Source organism: Agrobacterium sp. RC10-4-1, assembly GCF_014138475.1.
Classification (GTDB): domain Bacteria; phylum Pseudomonadota; class Alphaproteobacteria; order Rhizobiales; family Rhizobiaceae; genus Agrobacterium; species Agrobacterium pusense.
Genome location: NZ_JACJIT010000006.1, coordinates 364,024 through 383,705, shown reverse-complemented (window position 1 = coordinate 383,705; position 19,682 = coordinate 364,024). Strand labels below are relative to the sequence as shown.

The window sequence follows — 19,682 nt, the reverse complement described above, 5'->3', positions numbered from 1 at the left end:
GGATGTGAACGAGTAGAGGGGGGACGGCGCGTGACGCGCCGCCCTATGCTCTTACTGGACGTCGAGAAGTATCTCGTTCCATTTTTCCATCAGGCGCGATCGGTTGTCGGCAGCCCACTTGAAATCGTATTTCGCATCAGGAACATCCGAGAGCGGAACAAGTGCCGCGTTTGCCGGAACATCGGTTCGTACCGACCGACGGCCGGCTTTCACCACGACTTCCTGCGCTTCCTTGGACACGATGAAATCGATGAAAGCCTTGCCGTTCTCGGCGTTCGGCGCACCCTTGACGAGCGCCATACCATCGGGCGCTATTGCCGTGCCTTCTTGTGGGTAGACAATCTCGACCGGAGCGCTGCCTAGCTTGTAACGCAGAGCGGCATCTTCGAGCGTAATGCCTACGGCCTGCTCGCCATCATTGACAAAACGTGGAACGGCGCCGGAAGAGGTGGATAGGACAGAGTTACCAAGGATGCCGGTATAGATCTCCCAGCCCTTCTCCTCACTGTCGAAGTCCTGCAAGACAGTTGCCATCTGGATGTATGCTGAACCAGATTGATCAGCGCGAGCCGAGGAGATCAGGCCCTTATATTCAGGCTTGGCGAGATCGGCCCAGGACGTCGGAACCGGCGCGCCTTTCAAAGCCTCTTTGTTGACAATGAAGGCTGTCACGACAGCTGTGAAAGGCACCCAGTTCGCACTCGGCGAGAAAGCTGTGTTGATCGCGGCCGCTTCGACAGGCTTGTAAGGCTCGAAAAGATCAGCGGAGAAGTCGATGACGGTGCCGTCAACGCTCCAGATCACGTCGCCCGCCGCCTTGCCGCTTTCTGCCTTAATGCGGTTCATCAGCTCGCCGGATCCAGCTTTAACAAGCTCCACCTTGGTGCCGGTCTTCTTTTCAAACATTGGCAACAACTCGTCCATGAGCTGCTGCGGCGCTGCCGAATACAACACGACAGTGCCTTGTGCGTGGGCGAGTGCGGCGCTTGCTAGGAATGCTGCGCCAGTAAAAAGGCGCGCGAAAATAGTGCATGATTGACGCATGAGGATCTCCGTTTTTTGTTCCTTGACAGACGAGGACTTGCGACAGGTTCTTGCTATTTTTGGTGTCGTTGCTCGTTGTCTGATATTTATTTTCTTTACGTAAATTAATAAGTCAAGCGGCGATTGGTTCTAAAATTCCTGAAGGCCCTAGTTCATTGATAAAACGGGGAATTAGGGAAACTCAATTCGCCTCATACTGGCTCGATATGCCTCTGACTCATCGAAATTTGCTGTACAACCGCTTGGTTTGCGCTATTCATCCGGCGTAACGTCTCGCAGGAGAATGGTTTGATCGACCTCGGCTACAATGAGCGGCGACTGCTTGAAATCTTGCGCGGAAAGGGAGGCATGTCGCGTATCGAGCTGGCACGCGAGATGGATGTTTCTGCACCGACCCTAACACGCCTGACCGCAAATCTTCTCGAATCCGGCCTGATCCTCGAGGCGGAGGAAGCTCGCAGTGGCGGCAAGCGCGGCAAACCCTCCACGGCAATTGAAATAAACCCGAATGGACTATTCACTCTGGGGGTCTATTTCAATCCAGACGATCTGCGTGTTTGTATCGCCGATCTGAACGGCACGATCAGGCAGGAAATTCGGTCCGAACTCGAAGGGCACAGTTTCGAACACATCATGGAAATGGCTGAAAGGGCTTCCCGCCAAGTGCTGGAAAAGGCTAAAATAAGAAAGAAGGATGTCTTGGGTTGCGGCATCAGCTTTCCGGGCCACTTCAAGCGCGATCGAGGCCATGTGTTTCGCATCAGGCAGTTCGAGAACTGGCGCGATATAGACGTCGAAAAGGACTTCCAACCCTATTTCGATTTCCCGGTCTTTCATGAAAACGACGGCAACACCGTCATTCTCTCAGAGCTTTATTACGGTGCGGGCCGCAGTATCCGTAACTTTGCGATGATCTGGTTGACATATGGTATCGGCGGCGCCGTCGTGGTGCAGCGTCATCTTTATCGCGGCACGAACGGAAATGCTGGCGAGTTTGGTGGCCTGTTTCCCAAATCACATCCTCGTCCCTCCGGACAGGATCTTTGCGACACGCTCGCAGCCCACGGGGTGGGTGTCCGGCGCTTAAGGGATATTGATGAAAGCTATCGCGACCATCCGGCGGTGGTTACCTGGCTTGAACGGGCAACGGACCAGCTGCGGGTGTTGGCTCTGACCGTCGCCCGCACGATGGATCCCGGCGCCATCATTTTTGGCGGATCACTGCCCAATTGGATTCTCGACCATATCGTGGAGCGCATCGGGTCGCTGGAAATGCTTGGCGAGGATTTCTTCGTGGAGCCCCCCGAAATACGCAAATCGATGATGAGTGACTTGCCGCATCTCGGTGCAGCCAGCATACCGATCTACCGTGCCACGACGCCCAGCTATTATTCAGGTAGGGCGCTGAAGGGATGGGCTTAGCCGCTGTTAGCCGGTAGCCGTCTGCCCAATAAGAGCCGCCGAAGATCCGCGGCGCCTACTGTGGAGCGAACCCGCCTATTCCGCCCCTCCCTCACGGTAAGCCGGGACGGCCCTTACCGCATGACCGGCAACGGCTGGAAAAATCCTGCCTGCTGTCGGCGTCTGTCGCCATTTGCGCGGGCAAAGACGCCAGGAGCGACACCGCTTCTTCTGCGGAAAGCGGTGCTGAATGCACTGACGGATTCATAGCCGATCTCCTCCGCGATATCATCGAGGGACTTCACCCCGCGTATCAGCGCGTCCCTGGCCAGCGCCATCCGCCAGCGAGCCAGATACTCAATCGGCGCGCAGCCTAGCATTTCATTAAATCGTGCTGCGAAGGCCGAACGCGACATGCCGGCGATGCGAGCCAGTTCGGCCACGGTCCAATTCACACGTATATCGGCGTGCATGGCGGACAATGCGCGGGCAAGCCCCGGCAAGCGCATTCCCTTCACCAGTCCTGCAGGAATGGCCTCGATACCGGCGTTCGGCCGACGTAGCACTTCAACCAGCAAAACCTCCAGCATGCGCCGGATGATCAGTTCCTTGCCCGCATCCTCGCGCGTGCATTCTTCCGCCAGCAACTCGATCAGACGCGCCAGCCGGGATGCTCCGCCCTCACCCGCCGGCACATGGATCAGCTCGGGCATCAACGAAAGCAGCAGCGCCGCATTGACCCGCTCGAACGTGAAACTTCCTCCCAGCGCCACGAAATCGGGTTCCCCTTGCTGTTCCCCATGCCGCACCGCCTGATCTTGCGGCTCGACCGGAATGCAGTCGACGTCGGCGTCGCTGCAAAGCGAGAAGGCGGGCGTGGAGGGCAAAAGCAGAAAATCACCGCACGCCAGCCGCAGAGGTTCCCGGCCATCGATCATAAGCCATGCCGCACCGACCAGCACGACGGCAAAGCCCGGGGCGTCATAGGCGCGATAACGCACGCCCCATCGGCCTCGTCCGGAAATCGGCTTCGAAACGGCGGCGCTCGGCCGCAGAAGATCGATGATATCGCTAAGAGGATCCATTGTCTGGACGATCAATAATAAATTGCGGAGTTCGTAGCATATATCATCCAGAACAGGTCGTCTATCTCCGGTCCTATCGAACAATGGAGATTATGATGACCAGAACGATCCTCATCACCGGCACCTCATCGGGCTATGGCAAGGCAACCGCCGAACTCTTCCTTTCGCGCGGCTGGAATGTCGTTGCGACCATGCGGCATCCGGATCCCGACCGCGTCGTTGGCGACACTGAGCGGTTGCGCGTCCTGCCGCTGGATGTGACGGACGAACAAAGCATCGCGGCGCTGATCGATGCGGCAGGTCCGGTCGATGTCCTGGTCAACAATGCCGGCATCGGCATGGTCGGCGCTTTTGAAGCGACACCCATGTCGGCAATCCGCACGATCTTCGACACCAACAGCTTCGGTGTGATGGCGATGACGCAGGCGATAATCCCGCAGATGCGAAAGCGCCGATCCGGCACGATCATCAACGTCACATCCAGCGCCACGCTTGCCTCCTTCCCGCTCGCCGCTGCCTATACCGCCAGCAAGCAGGCAATCCAGGGTTTCTCCGGTTCGCTTGCGCATGAGCTGGGTCATTTCAACATCCGGGTGAAGCTGGTGGAACCGGGCTATGCCCCGACCACCCGCTTCACGACAAACGCCATCCTGCCGCTGGAGCAACTGCTGCCGGAAGACTACATGGACCTTGCAGGACCAATCCTTGAAGGCTTCGCCAAACCGGCCATGACGACCAGCGAAGGCGATGTCGCCGAAGCGATCTGGAGCGCCGTCCGTGATGTATCCGGCCAGCTTCGTTTTCCCGCAGGTCCTGATGCAATTGCGCTGTCCCGGGCGAACTGACGACCGATAGCGGCCTGACCGGACATTGCCCGGTTGCGGCGTTTCAGCCGGCTGATATGCAGATGGCGGATGTTTCAACACATCTGCCATCGACTTTACCAGGACGATGGCGACGGCGCTTCGAGACGCTTGCTCATCTTGCCAATGCTCTACCCGTCGCGCCGGGGGCCGTCTTCAGCCAGCCGGTAAAAGCTTCGATCTCATCCGTCTGGATCGCTCCGACGCCGGCCTCGGCGAGAGCGCCCCACACGGCTTCAGGGTCCGCCAGTGCGCGCGTGTCATTGAAATCGAGGCAATGGGCGACGTCGAGCGTGTTGATCCAGAGACGGATGTTCTGGCGCTCCATCTCGGCACGACCTTCAGCCAGATCGGCTATATCGGTGAATTTCACCTCGATCATCGGCGCACGCAACGCCTCGATACGGCGCAAATCCTCCGCAAACTTGCCCTTCCGCGCCGGGAACATCGGCATATGCGGGATCTTGCCGAACCAGTGCGCATCCAGCACCTCGAAACGGGCGGCTTCCGGGTCGATATCGGTCTTCACCAGCACCTGATCCTGAATATCGAGCCGCAGCACGGTTTCCATGACCAGCGGCAGATCGCGGGCGAATTTGGTGTCGATATTGACGGCGATCCTGCCGCGCGCCTCTTCCAGCAATTCTTCCAGCGTCGGCACGCATTCATCGGTCACCTCGGCCGCGTCGCCACCCGCACCGGCCTTCAGTCTCGCGGCGCGGACCACCTCGAAGGGAAGCGCATTCACGACGCCCTTCCCCGTCGTCGTGCGGTCGAGTGTCCCGTCGTGAATGACGACCAGCCGGCCATCGGCCGTCGCCTGCGTGTCGATCTCGATCATCTCTACCCCCGCTGCAACCGCTGCACGGACGGAAGCCAGCGAATTTTCGGCGGTGGCGGTCCAGAAACCGCGATGGGCAATGGTCAGGATGGCCGGATTGTCGCGCGAGCAGAGCGCAAGGACATTGCAGGGGCTGGAGGTATTTCGGGAGGCGGCAAGGGTTTGATGCATGATTTTCACTTTCACACGTTGTGTTTACCGGCGCTGGTTGCCGGGGTCAGACTTTCTCCATGCCCGCGGCCGAGGCGGCTCCTGCGAACCGGTTGTTGACCGTCTGGATTTAATACACTCATAGTGTAATATTTATAACAGGGTCCATGAAAAGTCATTTCAGTCATGGTGGTCCGCATTGCAGCCGCCCCGCACAGCCATTATCCAGAGCGATGACCATGGATCAGACCCAGCCCCAGAGTTTCGACCGCCAGCCGCTTGCCAGCGAGAATGAGCGCCTCGTTCTCGATATCATCCGGCGCCACGGCCCGATTGCCCGCGCGTCGATCACCGGTCACACCAACCTGACACAGCAATCCGTCCACCGGCTGATCGAAGGCCTGCTGGAGCGCGGGCTGCTGCGAACCGGCACGCCGCTCAAGGGCACGCGCGGCCAGCCCAGCCCCACCATCGAACTGGTGCCGGAAGCGGCCTATTCGCTTGGCATTTCCATCAACACAGATTCCGTGGTGATCTGCATCGCCGATTTCCGCTGCGACGTGGTCGTCGAGGAAAAACTGAAGATGCTTCCGGAGGACCGGGAGATAACGCTCGCCGCATTGTCGCAGGCCCTCGAACGGCTGCTCTCGGAACATGGCATCCCGCGCGAGCGACTGCTGGGCCTCGGTTTTTGCATGTCCGGCTTCTTCGTGTCTGAGGACCGCGCCTTCAATGCGCCGGAGCCCCTGCGCGACTGGTCGCTGATGGACCTGAAGCCGATCCTCGAAGAGAGGTTCCGCCTGCCGGTCTGGCTGGAAAACAACGCCACCACGGGAGCGATCGGTGAAAGCCTTCGCGGCGTGGGCTCCTGGTGCCAGACCTTTGCGTACTTGTCGTTCAACTACGGTTTCGGCGGCGGACTGATCCTCGGCGGCCAACCGTTTCACGGCTTTCACGGCAATGCCGGCGAATTCAGCGGCATATACAGCCCGGATGAATCGCCCAAACGCCCGGCCCTGCAATATCTGATCGCCACGCTCCAGAAAAACGGCGTCGACATCCATTCCATCGAGGCGCTTCACCAGCGGTTCGACCCCGCATGGCCGGGCGTCGAGGAGTGGCTCACCGAGACGATGCCGCAGGTGGACAGGCTGGTGGCGAGCCTGATCGCGGTTCTCGATCCGCAGGCCATCGTCTTTGGCGGACAATTGCCACGCGCGCTGGGGCAGATGATGATCGAACGCACGCACATGCCCTCCCGGCGCGAACATCGTTACGGTGTCGGGCCGAAGGAGGCGAAGCTGGTTCTCAGTGAAACAAAGGGCGATCCATCCGCCATAGGTGCGGCGCTGCTGCCGCTCAGGGTGCGCTATTTCCTGTAACTCAGCCCAAGCGGCCTGATGTAATCCCGCAACAATCATCACGGAAACGTGAGCCTGATTTCGCCCCCGGTTTTTTACTGGTTGGCAGCTTGCATCCGAAAGCGATAAATATGACTACAACTATCATGTTTATCGCGACATGAGGCAGCATATCCGGCTGCTTCATGCGCCAAGCCAATACGTCACCGGGTCGATTGATGAGCAAAGCCCTGTTACAGGTTCTCGATACCGAGGAGGAAAGCCGGCTGATGCGGTTTTTCCGCCGGCGCCTGCAGAACCGGGAAGACGCCGCCGACGCCATGCAGGAAACCGTGCTGCGGGCGCTGGAGGTTTCTCATGCGACGCTGATCGACAATCCACAGGCCTATCTCTTCCAGATCGCCCGGTCCGTCGCCCGCCTGACCGCCATTCGCCAGTCGCGAGAACGGCCGTTATTCGCACCTTACGAAGCGGGTTTTGCCGTTGCCTGCGAAGAGCCGGGGCAGGAGCGGATCGTCGCCGGGCGCCAGCACCTTATTTTAATGGCGCGGGCGATCGAGGCCCTGCCCAAGCGTTGCCGGCAGGTCTTCGTGCTCAGCCGCCTGCATGGCCATTCCAATGGCGAAATCGCCGCCCGTCTCGGCATTTCCCGCAACATGGTGGAAAAACACATCATCAAGGCGCTGCTGCACTGCCGTCAGGTCCGCGCGCAAATAAAAATGTAGACCGGCATCAGGTGTTCGCATCCTTTTTCACTCTATAAGGGAAAAGGAATACACATCAGCACGCAACAACGGCAGATCAGGACATGAACAAGCGCCCGGACGGCCTGAAGGATAACGGCTTGACCGATGAGGCTCCGGCCGAAGAGGCCGCGCTGTGGGTGGCGCGCATGCAATCGGCAGACGCGACGGAAGCGGAGCGCGTGGCGTTTCATGTCTGGCTGCGGGCCGATGCCGCCCATGCCAGCGCATATGAGGACATGCAGAGCCTCTGGGGCGAGCTTGGCGATATCGAGCTTGCGCCGGTCGAGCAGCGAAAACGGCGCGGACCTCGCCGGGCAATGCTGGCGGGTGTTGCCGGTCTCTGCCTCATCGGGCTCGCAGCGCTGTTTGCGGAGAAAAGCGGATTGAAGGACCGCTGGCAGGCGGATTATTACACCGAAATCGGCGAAACACGCATGCTTTCGCTGGAAGACGGCAGCCGCGTCAGCCTGAACACCGATACCGCGATTGCCATTCATTATTCGCAAAAGGAACGGCGCATCACCCTTCTTCGCGGCGAAGCCTATTTCGATGTCGCCAAAAACCCGGAGCGGCCTTTCATTGTCGAGGATGGAGCGCTGACGGCAAAGGCGCTCGGCACGCATTATTCGGTGCGCACCGGCAATGGCGCGCTGCCGCAGGAGGTGCAGGTGGAGGAAGGCCGGGTGGAAGTGACCACAGGCGGCGAGATCGCCGTGCTGACGCCCGGAGAGGCCGTGACCCTTGGTGGCGACGGCAGGCTGGTGCGCGCCCGCAAGGATGTCGCCAACAGCATGGCCTGGCGGGAAGGCAAGCTCGTCTTTTCCGGCCAGCAGCTGCGCGAGGTTCTCGATATTCTCTCGCAATATCGCCGGGGCCGCATCGTCATCCTCGATGAGGCGGCGGCGAGGCAGCACGTCTCCGGCATCTTCGACCTCAAGGACACGGATCAGGCCCTCACCATTCTCGAAGAGAGTCTTCCCGTTTCGGTATCGCGGCTTTCCGGAATGCTGGTTTTCGTCCGCTCGCGATAAAATAACTTTTTCGCAAATCCGACGTCAGGAGTCGGCCCGCCTTTTCACTCTAGGCAATCAGGACCCGTTTAATCGGGCAGCATGAGATCACGAGTGAGAGGGAATGACATGAATTTGGGCAAGCAGGCACGCGGCTGGTTCTGGCTGACGACGACGGCGATCATCGGGGGTATCGTCGCCGCAGGTCCGGGCGCCACGACCGCCAGCGCGCAGACACCGCCCGCCGCAAGCGGCGCACCCGCCACCGTCACCGTCTCCATTCCCGCAGGGCCGCTGGAAAACGCCATTCTCAGCTTCGGCCGCCAGGCCAATCTGCGCATGGTCTACCCCTCCGCGATCACCAGGGGCCGCAGCACGGCCGGCGTCAAGGGCACACTCAACGTATCGGCGGCCGTCAGCGGGCTTCTGGCCGGATCGGGACTGAACTACGCATTGGCCGGCGGCAATACCGTCCGCATTTTCGATCCCGCCAGCCAGACCGGCGAAAGCGGCGGTTCGGCTGCCGCCGGCAGCACCCTGCTTGCGCCGATCACCGTGCAGGGCACCGGCCTTGAAGGCGCCAGGGGCATCATCGAGAGCAATGGCTATGTCGGCAAATCCGGCCGCACCGCCACCAAGACCGATACGCCGGTCGCCGAAACCGCCCAGTCCATCACCACCGTCAGCCGCAAGCAGCTCGATGACCTGAAACCGCAGAACCTCTCGGAAGCACTGAACTACACGCCCGGCGCGCGCATCGGCCAATATGGTGCGGAGCCGCGCTTCGACGCCTTCAAGGTGCGCGGCACCGATCTCAGCACCACCGGCATCTTCCGCGACGGCCTGCGGCAAGTGAGCAGCCAGAACGGCAGCGCCCGGCTTGAGCCCTATGGCGTGGAAGCGGTTTCCATCCTGCGCGGTCCGGCCGCCTCCATCTATGGTGCAAGCAGCTCCGTCGGCATTGTCGATATCATCTCGAAACGCCCGACCGAAGAGACGCTGCGCGAGGTGGAGCTGCAATATGGCTCCTTCGGCCGCGTGCAGGGCGCTTTCGATCTTTCCGGCGCCGTCGATGACGAGAAGACCATGCTTTACCGCCTGACCGGGGTGGCCCGCGACGGCCGCAACGAAATCAGCGCCATCAAGGACGACCGGCTGTTCATCGCGCCGGCCTTCACCTTCCAGCCGGATGCCGGCACCAAGCTGACGCTGCTCAGCGAATACATGGACAGCACCACCGGCGGCACCTGGGGATACATCAACAATTACGGCAGCGACGGCAAGTCAATCGGCGCGACGCCGGTTTATGGCGGCGATTCCCGTTTTAATGATTTCGAGCAGAAACAATGGCGTATCGGCTACGAGTTCGAGCATGAAATCAACGACAACGTCACCTTCTACAGCAAGGCGCGTTATTCAGCCCTTTCGGCCGACCAGCAATGGGTCTTCGCCAATTATCCCGGCATCACCATCGAGGACAATGAAGGCGTCTCCGCCGACAATTACCTGAAGACAGAATTCGACACCGGCCCGGCGAAACATACGCTGCTGACCGGTATCGACTTCAGCCACATGTCCTACACCTCGAAACAGGGCAACGGCGCAAGCCCCTTCTCCGACGCCTTCACCTATGTGCCTGATGTGTCGCTGATACTGAAGCAGCGGATGAACACGCTCGGCATCTATGCGCAGGATCAGGTTGAAATCGACCGCTGGCGCCTGACGGCCGGCATTCGTCACGACTGGCTGGATACCGAATATCAGGCCCAGACCGTCGGAGACGCAACGGCTCCCACCTATGAGGGCGATGAAACCAAGACGACCGGCCGCGCCAGCCTCGGTTATGTCTTTGACAGCGGCGTGATGCCCTATGTCAGCTACGGCACCTCCTTCGTCGCCAATCCGGGCGTCATCATCACCACGGGAACGGTAACGGGCCAGGCGCAGCCGACGGTCGGCAAGCAATATGAACTCGGCGTGAAATATGCCCTGCCGCAATATAACGCCCTGCTAAGCGCCGCCTTCTTCAATCTCGATCAGGACAATGCGACGGTCTACGAGACCTCGTCCGGCATCAACCTGCTGCGCCAGCTCGACCTGCGCTCGCGCGGCGTGGAACTCGAAGCCACGGCCTCGCTCGACAATGGCTGGAGCCTCATCGGCTCCTATTCCTATAACGACGTCGAAATCACCAAACTGACGTCGGAAACCGTGGGCAAGCAGCTCAATTCTTCGCCCTATCACACCTTCTCGCTGTGGGCCGATTACGAGTTCCAGAGCGGCGCGCTCGAAGGCCTCGGCATCGGCGCGGGGCTGCGTTATGTCGGATCGAGCTTCGGCGACAACCAGCACACGCCCATTCTCGACAACGAGGCCCGCACCTTCGTCGATGCCTCGCTGCGCTACGATCTCGGCAAGGCCCTGCCCTCGCTGGAAGGCGTGAAACTGCAGATCAACGCCACCAACCTTCTCGACGAGGTGAAACAGGTCTGCACCACGGGCTTCTGCTATTATGACGAAGGCCGCAAGGTCGTCGGCAGCATCCGGTATCGCTTCTGATGCTGCAGCAGAACCCTGCCACAACCAAGCCGTCGCCGGCCGCCGTCTTCGTGGCGGTCGGCGGACTTTATGTCGGCCAGAGCGTGATTGGCGGGCTGACCTTTCTCGGCCTGCCGGCGGTGCTCAGAACCGCCGGACTGCCGCTGGACCAGATCGGCCTGCTTTATCTCGTCGTTCTGCCCTGGGCGCTGAAATTCCTCTGGTCGCCGCATGTGGAGCGTTACCGGCTGCCGCCCGTCGGCAGGAACCGGTCGCGGATGATCGTCGGCACGGGCATCGCCGCCTGCGCCTGCGGCCTCGCTGTTCTTGCTTTCACCGGCCCGTCGCCGGTTTCCGTCGCAATCGCCATCCTGTCGGTGATCGCGCTGATGACGGCGACAGTCGACATCGCCTGCGACGGCTATGCGGTCGAAACGCTGGCGGAAGAGCATCATGGCTGGGGCAATGCCGCGCAGGTGGGCGGCTCCTATCTCGGCTCCGCCATCGGCGCCGGCCTGTTTCTGGTGCTGGTGGAACGCGCCGGCTGGATGAGCGCCACGCTGGTCATGGCCGGACTGGTCATCCTGCTCGCGCTCCCCTTCCTGTTCGGCCCGGCGGCAAGAACGGTCACGCAAACGCGGGATCACCTGCCATCGATCAAAAACGCGCTCAAGCGACGGGAAGTCCGCACCGGCCTTCTGGTGGCGGCGGTTTATGTCGCCGCGCAGAAATGGGGTCTCGCCATGCTCGGCCCGTTTCTGGTCGACTACGGTTTCGATCTCGCCACCATCGGCGCGCTGAATGGCGTCGGCAGCATGATCGTCGGTTTCGCCGGCGCGCTGCTCGGCGGCACGCTGGTGCGGCTCTACGGGGCGTCACGAATCCTGCTCATCGCCATCTTCGTACAGACGGCGCTGTTGTGCCTTTTCGCTTATTTCAGCGTTCATCGCGATATTTCGCAATGGGTCGTCATGGCGGTTGCGGTGGCAAGCTCGTCGGGCATCATGTCCATCGGCTTCGTCGCGCTTTACGCCTGCTTCATGGGCTGGTCCGACCCCCGGCAGGCCGGGGTCGATTTCACCCTGTTCCAGTGCATGGATGGCGTTGTCGGCATGATCGGCGGGCTGGGTGCCGGCGCGATTGCCGAAAAATTCGGCTATCAGGCCTCCTTCATCATCGCCGCCATCGTTTCGGTGCTCGCCGCACCGGTCATCTTCCTGCTTATGCGACGGCAGAATTCTTGAACCGAAGCCCCCGGGCGCGGCGGCTTAAACCGCGCCCGGCGGGCCTCCTGCATCGGCCTATTCGACCACCACCGACAGTGCCGAGCCGGTATAGACCGGCCGTACCTTCACATTGCCCGCATCTATCGTGGCGAATGTCCCGGTCAGACCGTTGGCGGAGATCACCTCGAACCGCGTGCCGGCGGCTGGCGCGCCTCCATCGAAAGCGAGCTTCAGCGTCGCGCCGTCCAGCACCGCATTGCCCTTGATCCGAAGCGCAGCCTTTTTCGGATCGACCGCCAGCGTGCCGCCCGACTGCGCATAGTCGCCGCCGATGACAAGATCCGTCTCTCCGCCGAGCGAAAGCGTGCCGCCGCTGACCAGCACGCCGCCGGTTCCAAGCGCATCGGCGGACGACGCCACCAGCGTTCCCTCCCTGAGAATGGTGCCGCCGCCATAGCTGTTATGGCCGCCGAGAGTCAGCGCTCCGCTGCCAGATTTGACGAGACGCCCTGCCCCGGTAATATCGTTCGTCCATCTGTCCGCCGCATTGAAACCGCCGGCGGCGGCGTCCATCGTCACCTCGACATCGCCGTCAAAAGCGCCGTAACCTCCGGCGGCAGCGACCAGATTGATGCGGCCCCAGCCATTGCTGTCATCCAGCAGCGGATAACCGGCCTCGATGCCGGTAGAAAACAGCACGGCGCGGCGCTGGACGGCATCGAGATAGGGCAGACGTGTCTCCAGCAGGATCTCCGCCCCCTTTGGCACCACCATCGGCGCATCGCCTACGGCCCTGTCGCGGCTGAAGGAATAGGTCATGCGCCTGCGATAATCCGCCCCGTTCTTCGCCGCATCGGCAAATTTGTCGACATCCGGCTTTGCGCCATGGGCGAAATCGATAAGGGACTGGCCCTGCGGCAGGCGTTTGGCGAAATAGGCCTGCAAGGCCGCATGCGCGGCCTTCTTCACCTCGGCATTTTTGGGGTCCTGCAACATGGCGGCAGCCATGGCGGTTGCGGTGATGCGGCCGCCGATCACGTCGAGCGGCGAATGCATGCCGGCGACGATGCGGCTCTCGCCGAGTTCGGAGGCAGCCGTCAGCAATTCGGAAAAGCGCTCCGGCACCGCGTAGGCATAGGCGATGGCGGCCAGATAGGCGGCATTGGTGTGCCCGCTCGGAAAACCGCCATCCTTGCCGCGCCCGCGATTTTCCCGCGCATATTTCAGCGCCGGCACGATGACGCCCGGATCGCTGTCATGGCTCTCGAAGCTGCGGTCGCCAATCGTTTCCTTGCCGGTCTCGATCACCTCGCCTTTGTCGTTCATGCGCCAGGGCCGTGGTGAGGAATAGAAATATTTCGCCGGCGACGTCGTGCCCTCCGGGCCGCGGATCACCTTCATGAAGGCGACGAAATCCTTCAGCTCGCTATCGGCTGCACCCGCCTCGGTGCCCTTGTCGTCTTCCTTGCGGGTGATGACCTCGTTCGGATCGAAATCAGCGAGCGTATGATTGACCGTCGTCGTTGCGCCCGCCCCTTCGCGATACCAGTCGGCAAGCGGCCCCATGCCGTCGATGACGCTGTAACCCTGCGAACGGCGGTCATTCATATAGGCTTCGAAAGCGGCGGCGCGCGTGCGGTTTTCACCCGTCACGGACAGCACGTAACGCATGTTTTCCTGCCAGACGGCGGGATCGACGATCTTCACATGGCTGAAATCCGCCGGACCATCGCCATTGGCGCCGCCATCCGCCCATTGTTCATCGCCAAGCGTCCAGATGCGGTTGAAACCGGAGAGGATTTCGATGATCGGGTTGTCCCGGTCATCATAGGCGCGAACCGCCTCGCCTTTCTCATTCTTGCCGGTCTGGTTGCGGTAATTGTCGGCAAGCGGCAGCGGATATATTGCCGCCGGCTCCGGCACCGTAATGGCATAACCCTCACCTGCCGGGCCGGTGCGATCGAACGCCTGCGCGCCCGGAACCAGAATCAGCAATGCGACGGAGGCGAGCAGGCTCGAGCGTGCGGAAAAGAAAGACGACATCTTCAGTCTGGCCATGACGAATCCTATGATTTTCAGCGAGTGACGCGTGACGAAAACAGGCGGCGCGGCGTTCCGCGCGCCTCATCGTCAGGTTTAAACGGAGCGTATTGCAGTTTTTCGATGGGCCGCCGGGAACGGCTCCCTGCGGCAATTCCTCCAGCGAAAATGCGCCGCCTTCGGAAAGAAACGGCGCGATATGCCCGGAGCACCACTCCGGGCATATCGTTCGATAACTTCATCATTCCGCCGGAGGCGGACGGTCGGGCCGTTATTTCTTGACCGCGACGGCCTCGTTGATCTTGGCGACGTCATCTTCCAGAACCTTGTAGGTCTGGTCGAGCGTCAGCTCGCCGACGATGAGCTGGCTCATGCGCTGCACGATCTGCTGATACATGGCGCTGCCGCCCTTGGCGCGTTCGAACTCACGGGCGGCCTGCGGCACGTTCTTCTTGTTGTCGAGGAACACCTTCATCGCCGCCTTGGCGTTTTCGCTCTTCAGCTTGTATTGCGGATCGACGATCTCCGCGCCGGTCAGGATGACGTAGTTCTCGGCGATTTCCCGCTGCACCTTTTCGGAGCCGAGGAATTCGATGAAGTGAGCCACATCTTCAGGGTATTTGGTGCGCTTGAAGCCAACGATCGCGGTGCCACCAGGCATCGCGTAGCATCCCGCATCGCCGCAGGGAGCATTGATCGCGGTCCATTCGAAGGTGTCGCCGATCTTGTTCTGGAACGGATTGACCATCCAATTGCCGGCAAGATACGTCACGACGTTACCGTTGACGAACTCATCACCCATGTTCTTGTACTGCGAACCGCCAGCCGCACCCCACATTTCCTTGGGGAAGCTGCCGTTTTGCGTCCATGAGAAGAGATCGGCGATGTATTTTTTCGCCGCATCGTCAGGGAAGCTGAACTTGCCGTCCTTCACATAAGTCGAGCCGTAAGAGAAGGCGCCGCCGGAGAAACGGTGGCCGGACCGGTCCATGGTGAAGGGGATCTGCACGCCGGTCGCGTTGGCGACACGGGCGGATGCCTCGACGATCTCGCTCAACTTCGCCGTTGGGCCGGGTAAGGGCTCCCCGGCTTGCTCGAACAGCGTCTTGTTGACGAAGGGCAGGTTCAGCGTCTGCGACGCCATGTAGCCATTGATCGACTTCGGATCGTTGACATTGGGCAGGCGAAGCTGGTCGAGGCTGGAACCGTGCAGCTTCGCGAAGGCTTCCGCATCCTTCATATAGGGGCGCATGTCGAGATAATAGGGCGCAAGCTGCCAGTCGGTGATCTTGGCGATATCAGGACCTTCGCCCACCGCAAGCTGCACCGGCAGCTGCTTGGAAACCGCGTCATAACCCGAAGACACGAAATTGATCTTCACACCCGGATTGGCCGTCTCAAACTCCTTGCTGAGTTCCGACATGCGCTGCACGTAACCCTGGTCGTCATCCGTAAAAAGGAAAGTAATCGTGCGGGTCTCGGCATGGGCCGTCGCAAGACCTGCGACAGAGGCCACTACGAGGGCGCTGACGCCCGAAAACAATTTCATCATGCTCATCCTCCCAATGAAAATATTTTCATAAATCGAACGGAAGCTCCTCTGCTTAATTCGATTTACAATGTTTTGCGACTTGACAGAATAAACGTCAAGCTGTTTGTTTTACGTAAATCGCACAAATCGACGCAGAAAAGCGAAAATCGGATTGTGAAAATAATTTCATAACGATCGACGGGAGGCGATCCATTATGACGGATGGACCATTTGCGGCGAACGCGTCGCAGCCGACCTATACCGTCGCAAACGGCGAAACGGTGACCGCCTGGATCGTCTCCGATCTGGTGGAGACGTCATTTCCCGGCACCGCAGCCCCCGCCGAAGACCGCGTGAACTATCGCTTCATCAACGGTTTCGTGGATGTGGGCGACCTGCCCTGCCGCAAGGCCTTCCAGCAGACCATGATCGGCCGCGATATCGCACCCGATACCAGCTGGCCGGTATCGCACCTCAACCTGCCGGGCTCCAATCGCCGCGTCGAATTCACCGGTTTCTGGCACGTTCCCACCCATGTGCAGCGCTGGCTGAAGGGCACCTTCCGCAGCGATGCGGCAAGACAGGCGCATTTTCGGCTGCGCACCTGCGGCGGCGTCCGCATCTGGGTGGGCGGCGTCGAACAGGTCCGTTTCGAACCTTTCATCCGCAATGTCGAAAGCTGCCGTGACATCACGCTCGATCTCGCAGCCGGCGATAACGAGGTGCTGCTGCTCTGCGAGGATCTGGCGGAACGCGACATCATCTGGTTGTTCGAACTTGAGGTCGTCGACACCGTGCCGCTAACCGTCGTGCTGCCCGTGCCGCTCGACCGGGAGGAAACGAAGCGTCTCGCCGCGCTGGTGCGCGATGTTCGCCCGGCGCGGGACGTGTTTTCCGGCACAGCCCTCGAACTGGTCTTCGGGGCGGCACCCGCAAACGACCTGCCCGTGCACATCGCCGTCAAAAGCCATGGGCATGAGCGCGCTTCGCTTGCGGAAGTCGACACCGTCCTGAAGGCCGGGCAATCCACGCTGACGATCCCAGAAACGACAGGCATTTCGGACGGATATCACGGCGTCAAAATCACCATGGGTTCGGGAGCGGGAACGGTAACCCGCGTCATCGACGCCGCTTTCATTCATGACATCGCGCCGGAAGCCTCCAATGCCGATATCAACGGGCGAAAAAAGGCCGCCCTCTCCTTCAGCGCCCGTTTCGGTGCCTGGCGCATCGGCCGCGCGCTGGCGATGGTCGCCACCGGCAGCGATGACATCGAGACGATCGGCGGTATCGTCGATGCGACGCTGCATTCCATTGATCGGCGGGAAGACTGCTCCGATTTCGTCATGATCCCGCTTCTGTGGCTGGTGCGCGCCTATGGGGACCGCCTGCCGGCCGAGATGCGGGCGCGGATCGACGCCTCGATCCTCGGCTATCGTTACTGGGTGGACGAACCGGGCAATGACGTCATGTGGTTCTGGAGCGAGAACCATGTTCTCTGCTTCCACACCAGTCAGTTATTAGCCGGCGAATATCTGCCGGATGCCGTCTTCACCGCCTCCGGCCGCACCGGCAGAGAACAGGCGGCGCTGGCGGCTGACCGGCTGGAGCGCTGGTTCGACAGCGTCGAGGCGCATGGCCTCGCCGAGTGGAACTCCGCTGCCTATTATCCGGTGGATTTCATCGGCCTTCTCGCCATCGAACATTGGGCGGGACCGGAGCTTGCAGCCCGCGCGCGCCACCAGATCGATCTCATCTTCGAAATGATCGCGTTGCACACGCTCGGCGGCGTTCCCTCCGGTTCGCAAGGGCGGGCTTATGACAAGGAGCTACGGGCCGGGCCGCTGACGGAACTGGCGCCCTTTGCGCAGGTCGCCTTCGGTCAGGGCTGGCTGAACAATGGCGTTGCCTCTCTGCCGATGTTCTGCTGCGGCGATTACCTACCACCGGCGCATCTCGCCGCCCTTTCACAGCTGGAGGCCGGCCGCATGGTTGAGGCGCGGTATGCGCAGGGTCTTGAGCCCGGCAAGCTCGTGCTCTTCAAGAACGAGGCCGCCCAGCTTTCCACCGTTGTCGATCACAAGACCGGCCGCAAGGGCCATCAGCAGCACGTCATGGACATCAAGCTTGCCGGCCACCCGATGGCGCGGCTCTGGGTCAATCATCCGGGCGAAGACGATCCGTGGGGCACCCAGCGCCCGTCCTACTGGGCGGGAAGCGGCATCCTGCCGCGCGTGGCGCAACATCGCGATCTGGCGATGCTGATCTTCGATACGCAGGATCACCGCAACGACTGGACCCATGCCTATCTCGGCCGCGACGGGCTGGACGAGGTGCTGGTGGAGGGCAACTGGCTCATTACCCGCTCGGGCCGTGGCTTTGCCGCGCTTTATACGACCAACGGGCTTCAGCCCATCACCGCCGGCGCCACCGCCAGTCGCGAGATCAGATCGCCCGGCCGCCGCGCCGGCTGGGTCGGCATCATCGGCTGCGGGGATATGGAAGCCTTCTCCCGTTTTCGGGAAAAAATCCTCGCCACGCAGATCACCTTCGATGCCGAAAGCCGCCAGCTCTCGGTCACGCCACCCGGCGGGCCAGAACTTACTCTCAACTGGGACGGCGCCTTCACCATCGGCGGACAGGCCATGGCCTTCGACCATGACCACCCGCAACCAAAAATCACCTTCGACAGCGCCGACCCAGCTTCGGGCAGCGCTGCAAAACCCTTCTACTCCTAAGCGGAATTGACAGATGAACCAGCCAAGCATGGAAAAAGACACTCTCAGGACGACGATCGACAATGTCGCCGCCGCCTTCAGCCGCCTCAAGGGCATTCAGGAAGGTCTGGTCAGCGGCAGTTCCGATGGCAAGATCCAGTTCGATGAGTGGGACTGGGAAGTGGGTGTGGGCCTTTACGGCTTCCTGCGCCGGGCGCTCGCCGCCAACGACCAGAAGGCATTGGATGACCTCGTGACGTGGTATGGCTGGCAGATCGACCGTGGCCTGCCGCCGCGCCAGATCAACAGTTCCGCCCCGATGCTGCCGCTTGTCATCCTCACCGAACATGTCGACCGGCCGGATTTCCGCGCACTGGTGGAAGACTGGGCCGACTGGCTGGTGCATAAATTGCCAAAAACCGAAGATGGCGGTTTTCAGCACGTCGTGAAGGAACGGCTGAATGAGGGGGAGCTCTGGGACGACACGCTGTTCATGGCCTGCCTGTTTCTCGCTCGCGCCGGCGTTGTCTGCAAACGCCAGGACTGGATCGACGAGGCCGTCTACCAGTTCATGATCCATGCGCGCTATCTCTCCGACCCCGTCACCGGGCTCTGGTATCACGGCTGGACCTTCAACGGTCGCCACAATTTCGCGGACGCGTTTTGGGCACGCGGCAATTCATGGATCACCGTCGCCATTCCCGAACTCTTTGAACTGGTGCCGACACTTGCTCAGAAGGACAAACGTTTCCTCGCCAATGTGCTTTCAAGCCAGGTGCGGTCGCTGAGAAAATATCAGCGTGAAGACGGCATGTTTCATACGCTGCTCGATGACCCCACCTCACCGGTCGAGACATCGGCGACGGCCGGCATCGCCTATGGCATTCTGCGCGGCATTGAGGCCGGCATTCTCGGCGAAGAGAACCGTCCGCATGCGGAACGTGCGCTGAAAGCGGTGCTAGGCAATATCGATGAGGAAGGCGTCGTTCACGGCGTCTCCGACGGCACGCCAATGGGCCACGATCTCGATTTTTACCGCCGCATCCCCAACCTGCCCACGCCCTACGGGCAGGCACTGACGATGCTGCTTCTGATTGACGTTTTTCTGAAAAGGCCAAAGGCATCGTGA

At 60.9% G+C, this 19,682-nt stretch carries 14 protein-coding genes; 9 read left to right on the top strand and 5 right to left on the bottom strand.

The window, feature by feature from the left end; genetic code table 11:
* Positions 1 to 51: 51 nt before the first annotated feature.
* Positions 52 to 1,044, bottom strand: a complete 993-nt coding sequence (locus FHW77_RS18755; protein WP_182590662.1) for an ABC transporter substrate-binding protein — start codon at positions 1,042 to 1,044, stop codon at positions 52 to 54.
* Between the two features lie 288 nt (positions 1,045 to 1,332).
* Between FHW77_RS18755 and FHW77_RS18750 the strand changes: the two genes are divergently transcribed.
* On the top strand, positions 1,333 to 2,466 hold the full coding sequence (locus FHW77_RS18750; RefSeq protein ID WP_044459921.1) for an ROK family transcriptional regulator: 1,134 nt from the start codon (positions 1,333 to 1,335) through the stop codon (positions 2,464 to 2,466).
* Between the two features lie 113 nt (positions 2,467 to 2,579).
* Here FHW77_RS18750 and FHW77_RS18745 read toward each other — a convergent pair whose 3' ends face one another.
* A complete protein-coding gene (locus FHW77_RS18745; protein WP_182590661.1) occupies positions 2,580 to 3,530 on the bottom strand; it encodes an AraC family transcriptional regulator in 951 nt (316 codons plus the stop codon).
* Positions 3,531 to 3,625: 95 nt separating this feature from the next.
* On the opposite strand from FHW77_RS18745, the gene FHW77_RS18740 reads away from it, so the two are divergent.
* Positions 3,626 to 4,375: an SDR family oxidoreductase gene (locus tag FHW77_RS18740; protein ID WP_182590660.1), complete on the top strand. Its 750-nt coding sequence runs from the start codon at positions 3,626 to 3,628 to the stop codon at positions 4,373 to 4,375.
* A 133-nt stretch (positions 4,376 to 4,508) separates the two neighbouring features.
* Here the strand turns inward: FHW77_RS18740 and FHW77_RS18735 are convergent, their stop codons facing one another.
* Positions 4,509 to 5,405, bottom strand: coding sequence for a glycerophosphodiester phosphodiesterase family protein (locus FHW77_RS18735; protein WP_182590659.1), 897 nt, complete (start codon positions 5,403 to 5,405; stop codon positions 4,509 to 4,511).
* Positions 5,406 to 5,617: 212 nt separating this feature from the next.
* Between FHW77_RS18735 and FHW77_RS18730 the strand changes: the two genes are divergently transcribed.
* The 5 genes from FHW77_RS18730 (at position 5,618) to FHW77_RS18710 (ending at position 12,283) form a co-directional block, all read left to right on the top strand.
* Entirely contained in the window at positions 5,618 to 6,766 is a 1,149-nt protein-coding gene (locus FHW77_RS18730; RefSeq protein WP_182590658.1) for an ROK family transcriptional regulator, read from the top strand.
* Between the two features lie 197 nt (positions 6,767 to 6,963).
* Positions 6,964 to 7,470 carry a sigma-70 family RNA polymerase sigma factor gene (locus FHW77_RS18725; RefSeq protein ID WP_182590657.1) on the top strand — a complete coding sequence of 169 codons (507 nt, stop codon included), beginning with the start codon at positions 6,964 to 6,966 and terminating at the stop codon, positions 7,468 to 7,470.
* Positions 7,471 to 7,553: 83 nt separating this feature from the next.
* Positions 7,554 to 8,522 carry a FecR family protein gene (locus tag FHW77_RS18720; RefSeq protein ID WP_182590656.1) on the top strand — a complete coding sequence of 323 codons (969 nt, stop codon included), beginning with the start codon at positions 7,554 to 7,556 and terminating at the stop codon, positions 8,520 to 8,522.
* Between the two features lie 108 nt (positions 8,523 to 8,630).
* Positions 8,631 to 11,060 carry a TonB-dependent siderophore receptor gene (locus tag FHW77_RS18715; RefSeq protein WP_182590655.1) on the top strand — a complete coding sequence of 810 codons (2,430 nt, stop codon included), beginning with the start codon at positions 8,631 to 8,633 and terminating at the stop codon, positions 11,058 to 11,060.
* On the top strand, positions 11,060 to 12,283 hold the full coding sequence (locus FHW77_RS18710; protein WP_182590654.1) for an MFS transporter: 1,224 nt from the start codon (positions 11,060 to 11,062) through the stop codon (positions 12,281 to 12,283). Before FHW77_RS18715 ends, FHW77_RS18710 begins: the two co-directional genes overlap by 1 nt.
* A 57-nt stretch (positions 12,284 to 12,340) precedes the next feature.
* On the opposite strand, the gene FHW77_RS18705 is transcribed toward FHW77_RS18710, so the two are convergent.
* Both FHW77_RS18705 and FHW77_RS18700 read right to left on the bottom strand, forming a co-directional pair.
* Complete coding sequence (locus FHW77_RS18705) at positions 12,341 to 14,323, bottom strand: phosphatase PAP2 family protein (protein WP_182590653.1); 1,983 nt, start codon at positions 14,321 to 14,323, stop codon at positions 12,341 to 12,343.
* 253 nt (positions 14,324 to 14,576) lie between these two features.
* Complete coding sequence (locus tag FHW77_RS18700) at positions 14,577 to 15,857, bottom strand: ABC transporter substrate-binding protein (RefSeq protein ID WP_111814073.1); 1,281 nt, start codon at positions 15,855 to 15,857, stop codon at positions 14,577 to 14,579.
* A 194-nt stretch (positions 15,858 to 16,051) separates the two neighbouring features.
* Between FHW77_RS18700 and FHW77_RS18695 the strand changes: the two genes are divergently transcribed.
* The gene (locus FHW77_RS18695) at positions 16,052 to 18,574 is read left to right on the top strand and encodes a hypothetical protein (RefSeq protein ID WP_182590652.1); all 2,523 of its coding nucleotides are present in this window, start codon (positions 16,052 to 16,054) and stop codon (positions 18,572 to 18,574) included.
* 13 nt (positions 18,575 to 18,587) lie between these two features.
* Entirely contained in the window at positions 18,588 to 19,682 is a 1,095-nt protein-coding gene (gene bglB, locus FHW77_RS18690; protein ID WP_182590651.1) for a beta-galactosidase BglB, read from the top strand.

Bases quoted from the DNA above. Each gene is read 5' to 3' on its own strand.
- FHW77_RS18755 (WP_182590662.1), bottom strand. From the start codon at position 1,044: ATGCGTCAATCATGCACTATTTTCGCGCGCCTTTTTACTGGCGCAGCA.
- FHW77_RS18745 (WP_182590661.1), bottom strand. From the start codon at position 3,530: ATGGATCCTCTTAGCGATATCATCGATCTTCTGCGGCCGAGCGCCGCC.
- FHW77_RS18740 (WP_182590660.1), top strand. From the start codon at position 3,626: ATGACCAGAACGATCCTCATCACCGGCACCTCATCGGGCTATGGCAAG.
- FHW77_RS18735 (WP_182590659.1), bottom strand. From the start codon at position 5,405: ATGCATCAAACCCTTGCCGCCTCCCGAAATACCTCCAGCCCCTGCAAT.
- FHW77_RS18730 (WP_182590658.1), top strand. From the start codon at position 5,618: ATGACCATGGATCAGACCCAGCCCCAGAGTTTCGACCGCCAGCCGCTT.
- FHW77_RS18725 (WP_182590657.1), top strand. From the start codon at position 6,964: ATGAGCAAAGCCCTGTTACAGGTTCTCGATACCGAGGAGGAAAGCCGG.
- FHW77_RS18720 (WP_182590656.1), top strand. From the start codon at position 7,554: ATGAACAAGCGCCCGGACGGCCTGAAGGATAACGGCTTGACCGATGAG.
- FHW77_RS18715 (WP_182590655.1), top strand. From the start codon at position 8,631: ATGAATTTGGGCAAGCAGGCACGCGGCTGGTTCTGGCTGACGACGACG.
- FHW77_RS18710 (WP_182590654.1), top strand. From the start codon at position 11,060: ATGCTGCAGCAGAACCCTGCCACAACCAAGCCGTCGCCGGCCGCCGTC.
- FHW77_RS18705 (WP_182590653.1), bottom strand. From the start codon at position 14,323: ATGGCCAGACTGAAGATGTCGTCTTTCTTTTCCGCACGCTCGAGCCTG.
- FHW77_RS18700 (WP_111814073.1), bottom strand. From the start codon at position 15,857: ATGATGAAATTGTTTTCGGGCGTCAGCGCCCTCGTAGTGGCCTCTGTC.
- FHW77_RS18695 (WP_182590652.1), top strand. From the start codon at position 16,052: ATGACGGATGGACCATTTGCGGCGAACGCGTCGCAGCCGACCTATACC.
- bglB (WP_182590651.1), top strand. From the start codon at position 18,588: ATGAACCAGCCAAGCATGGAAAAAGACACTCTCAGGACGACGATCGAC.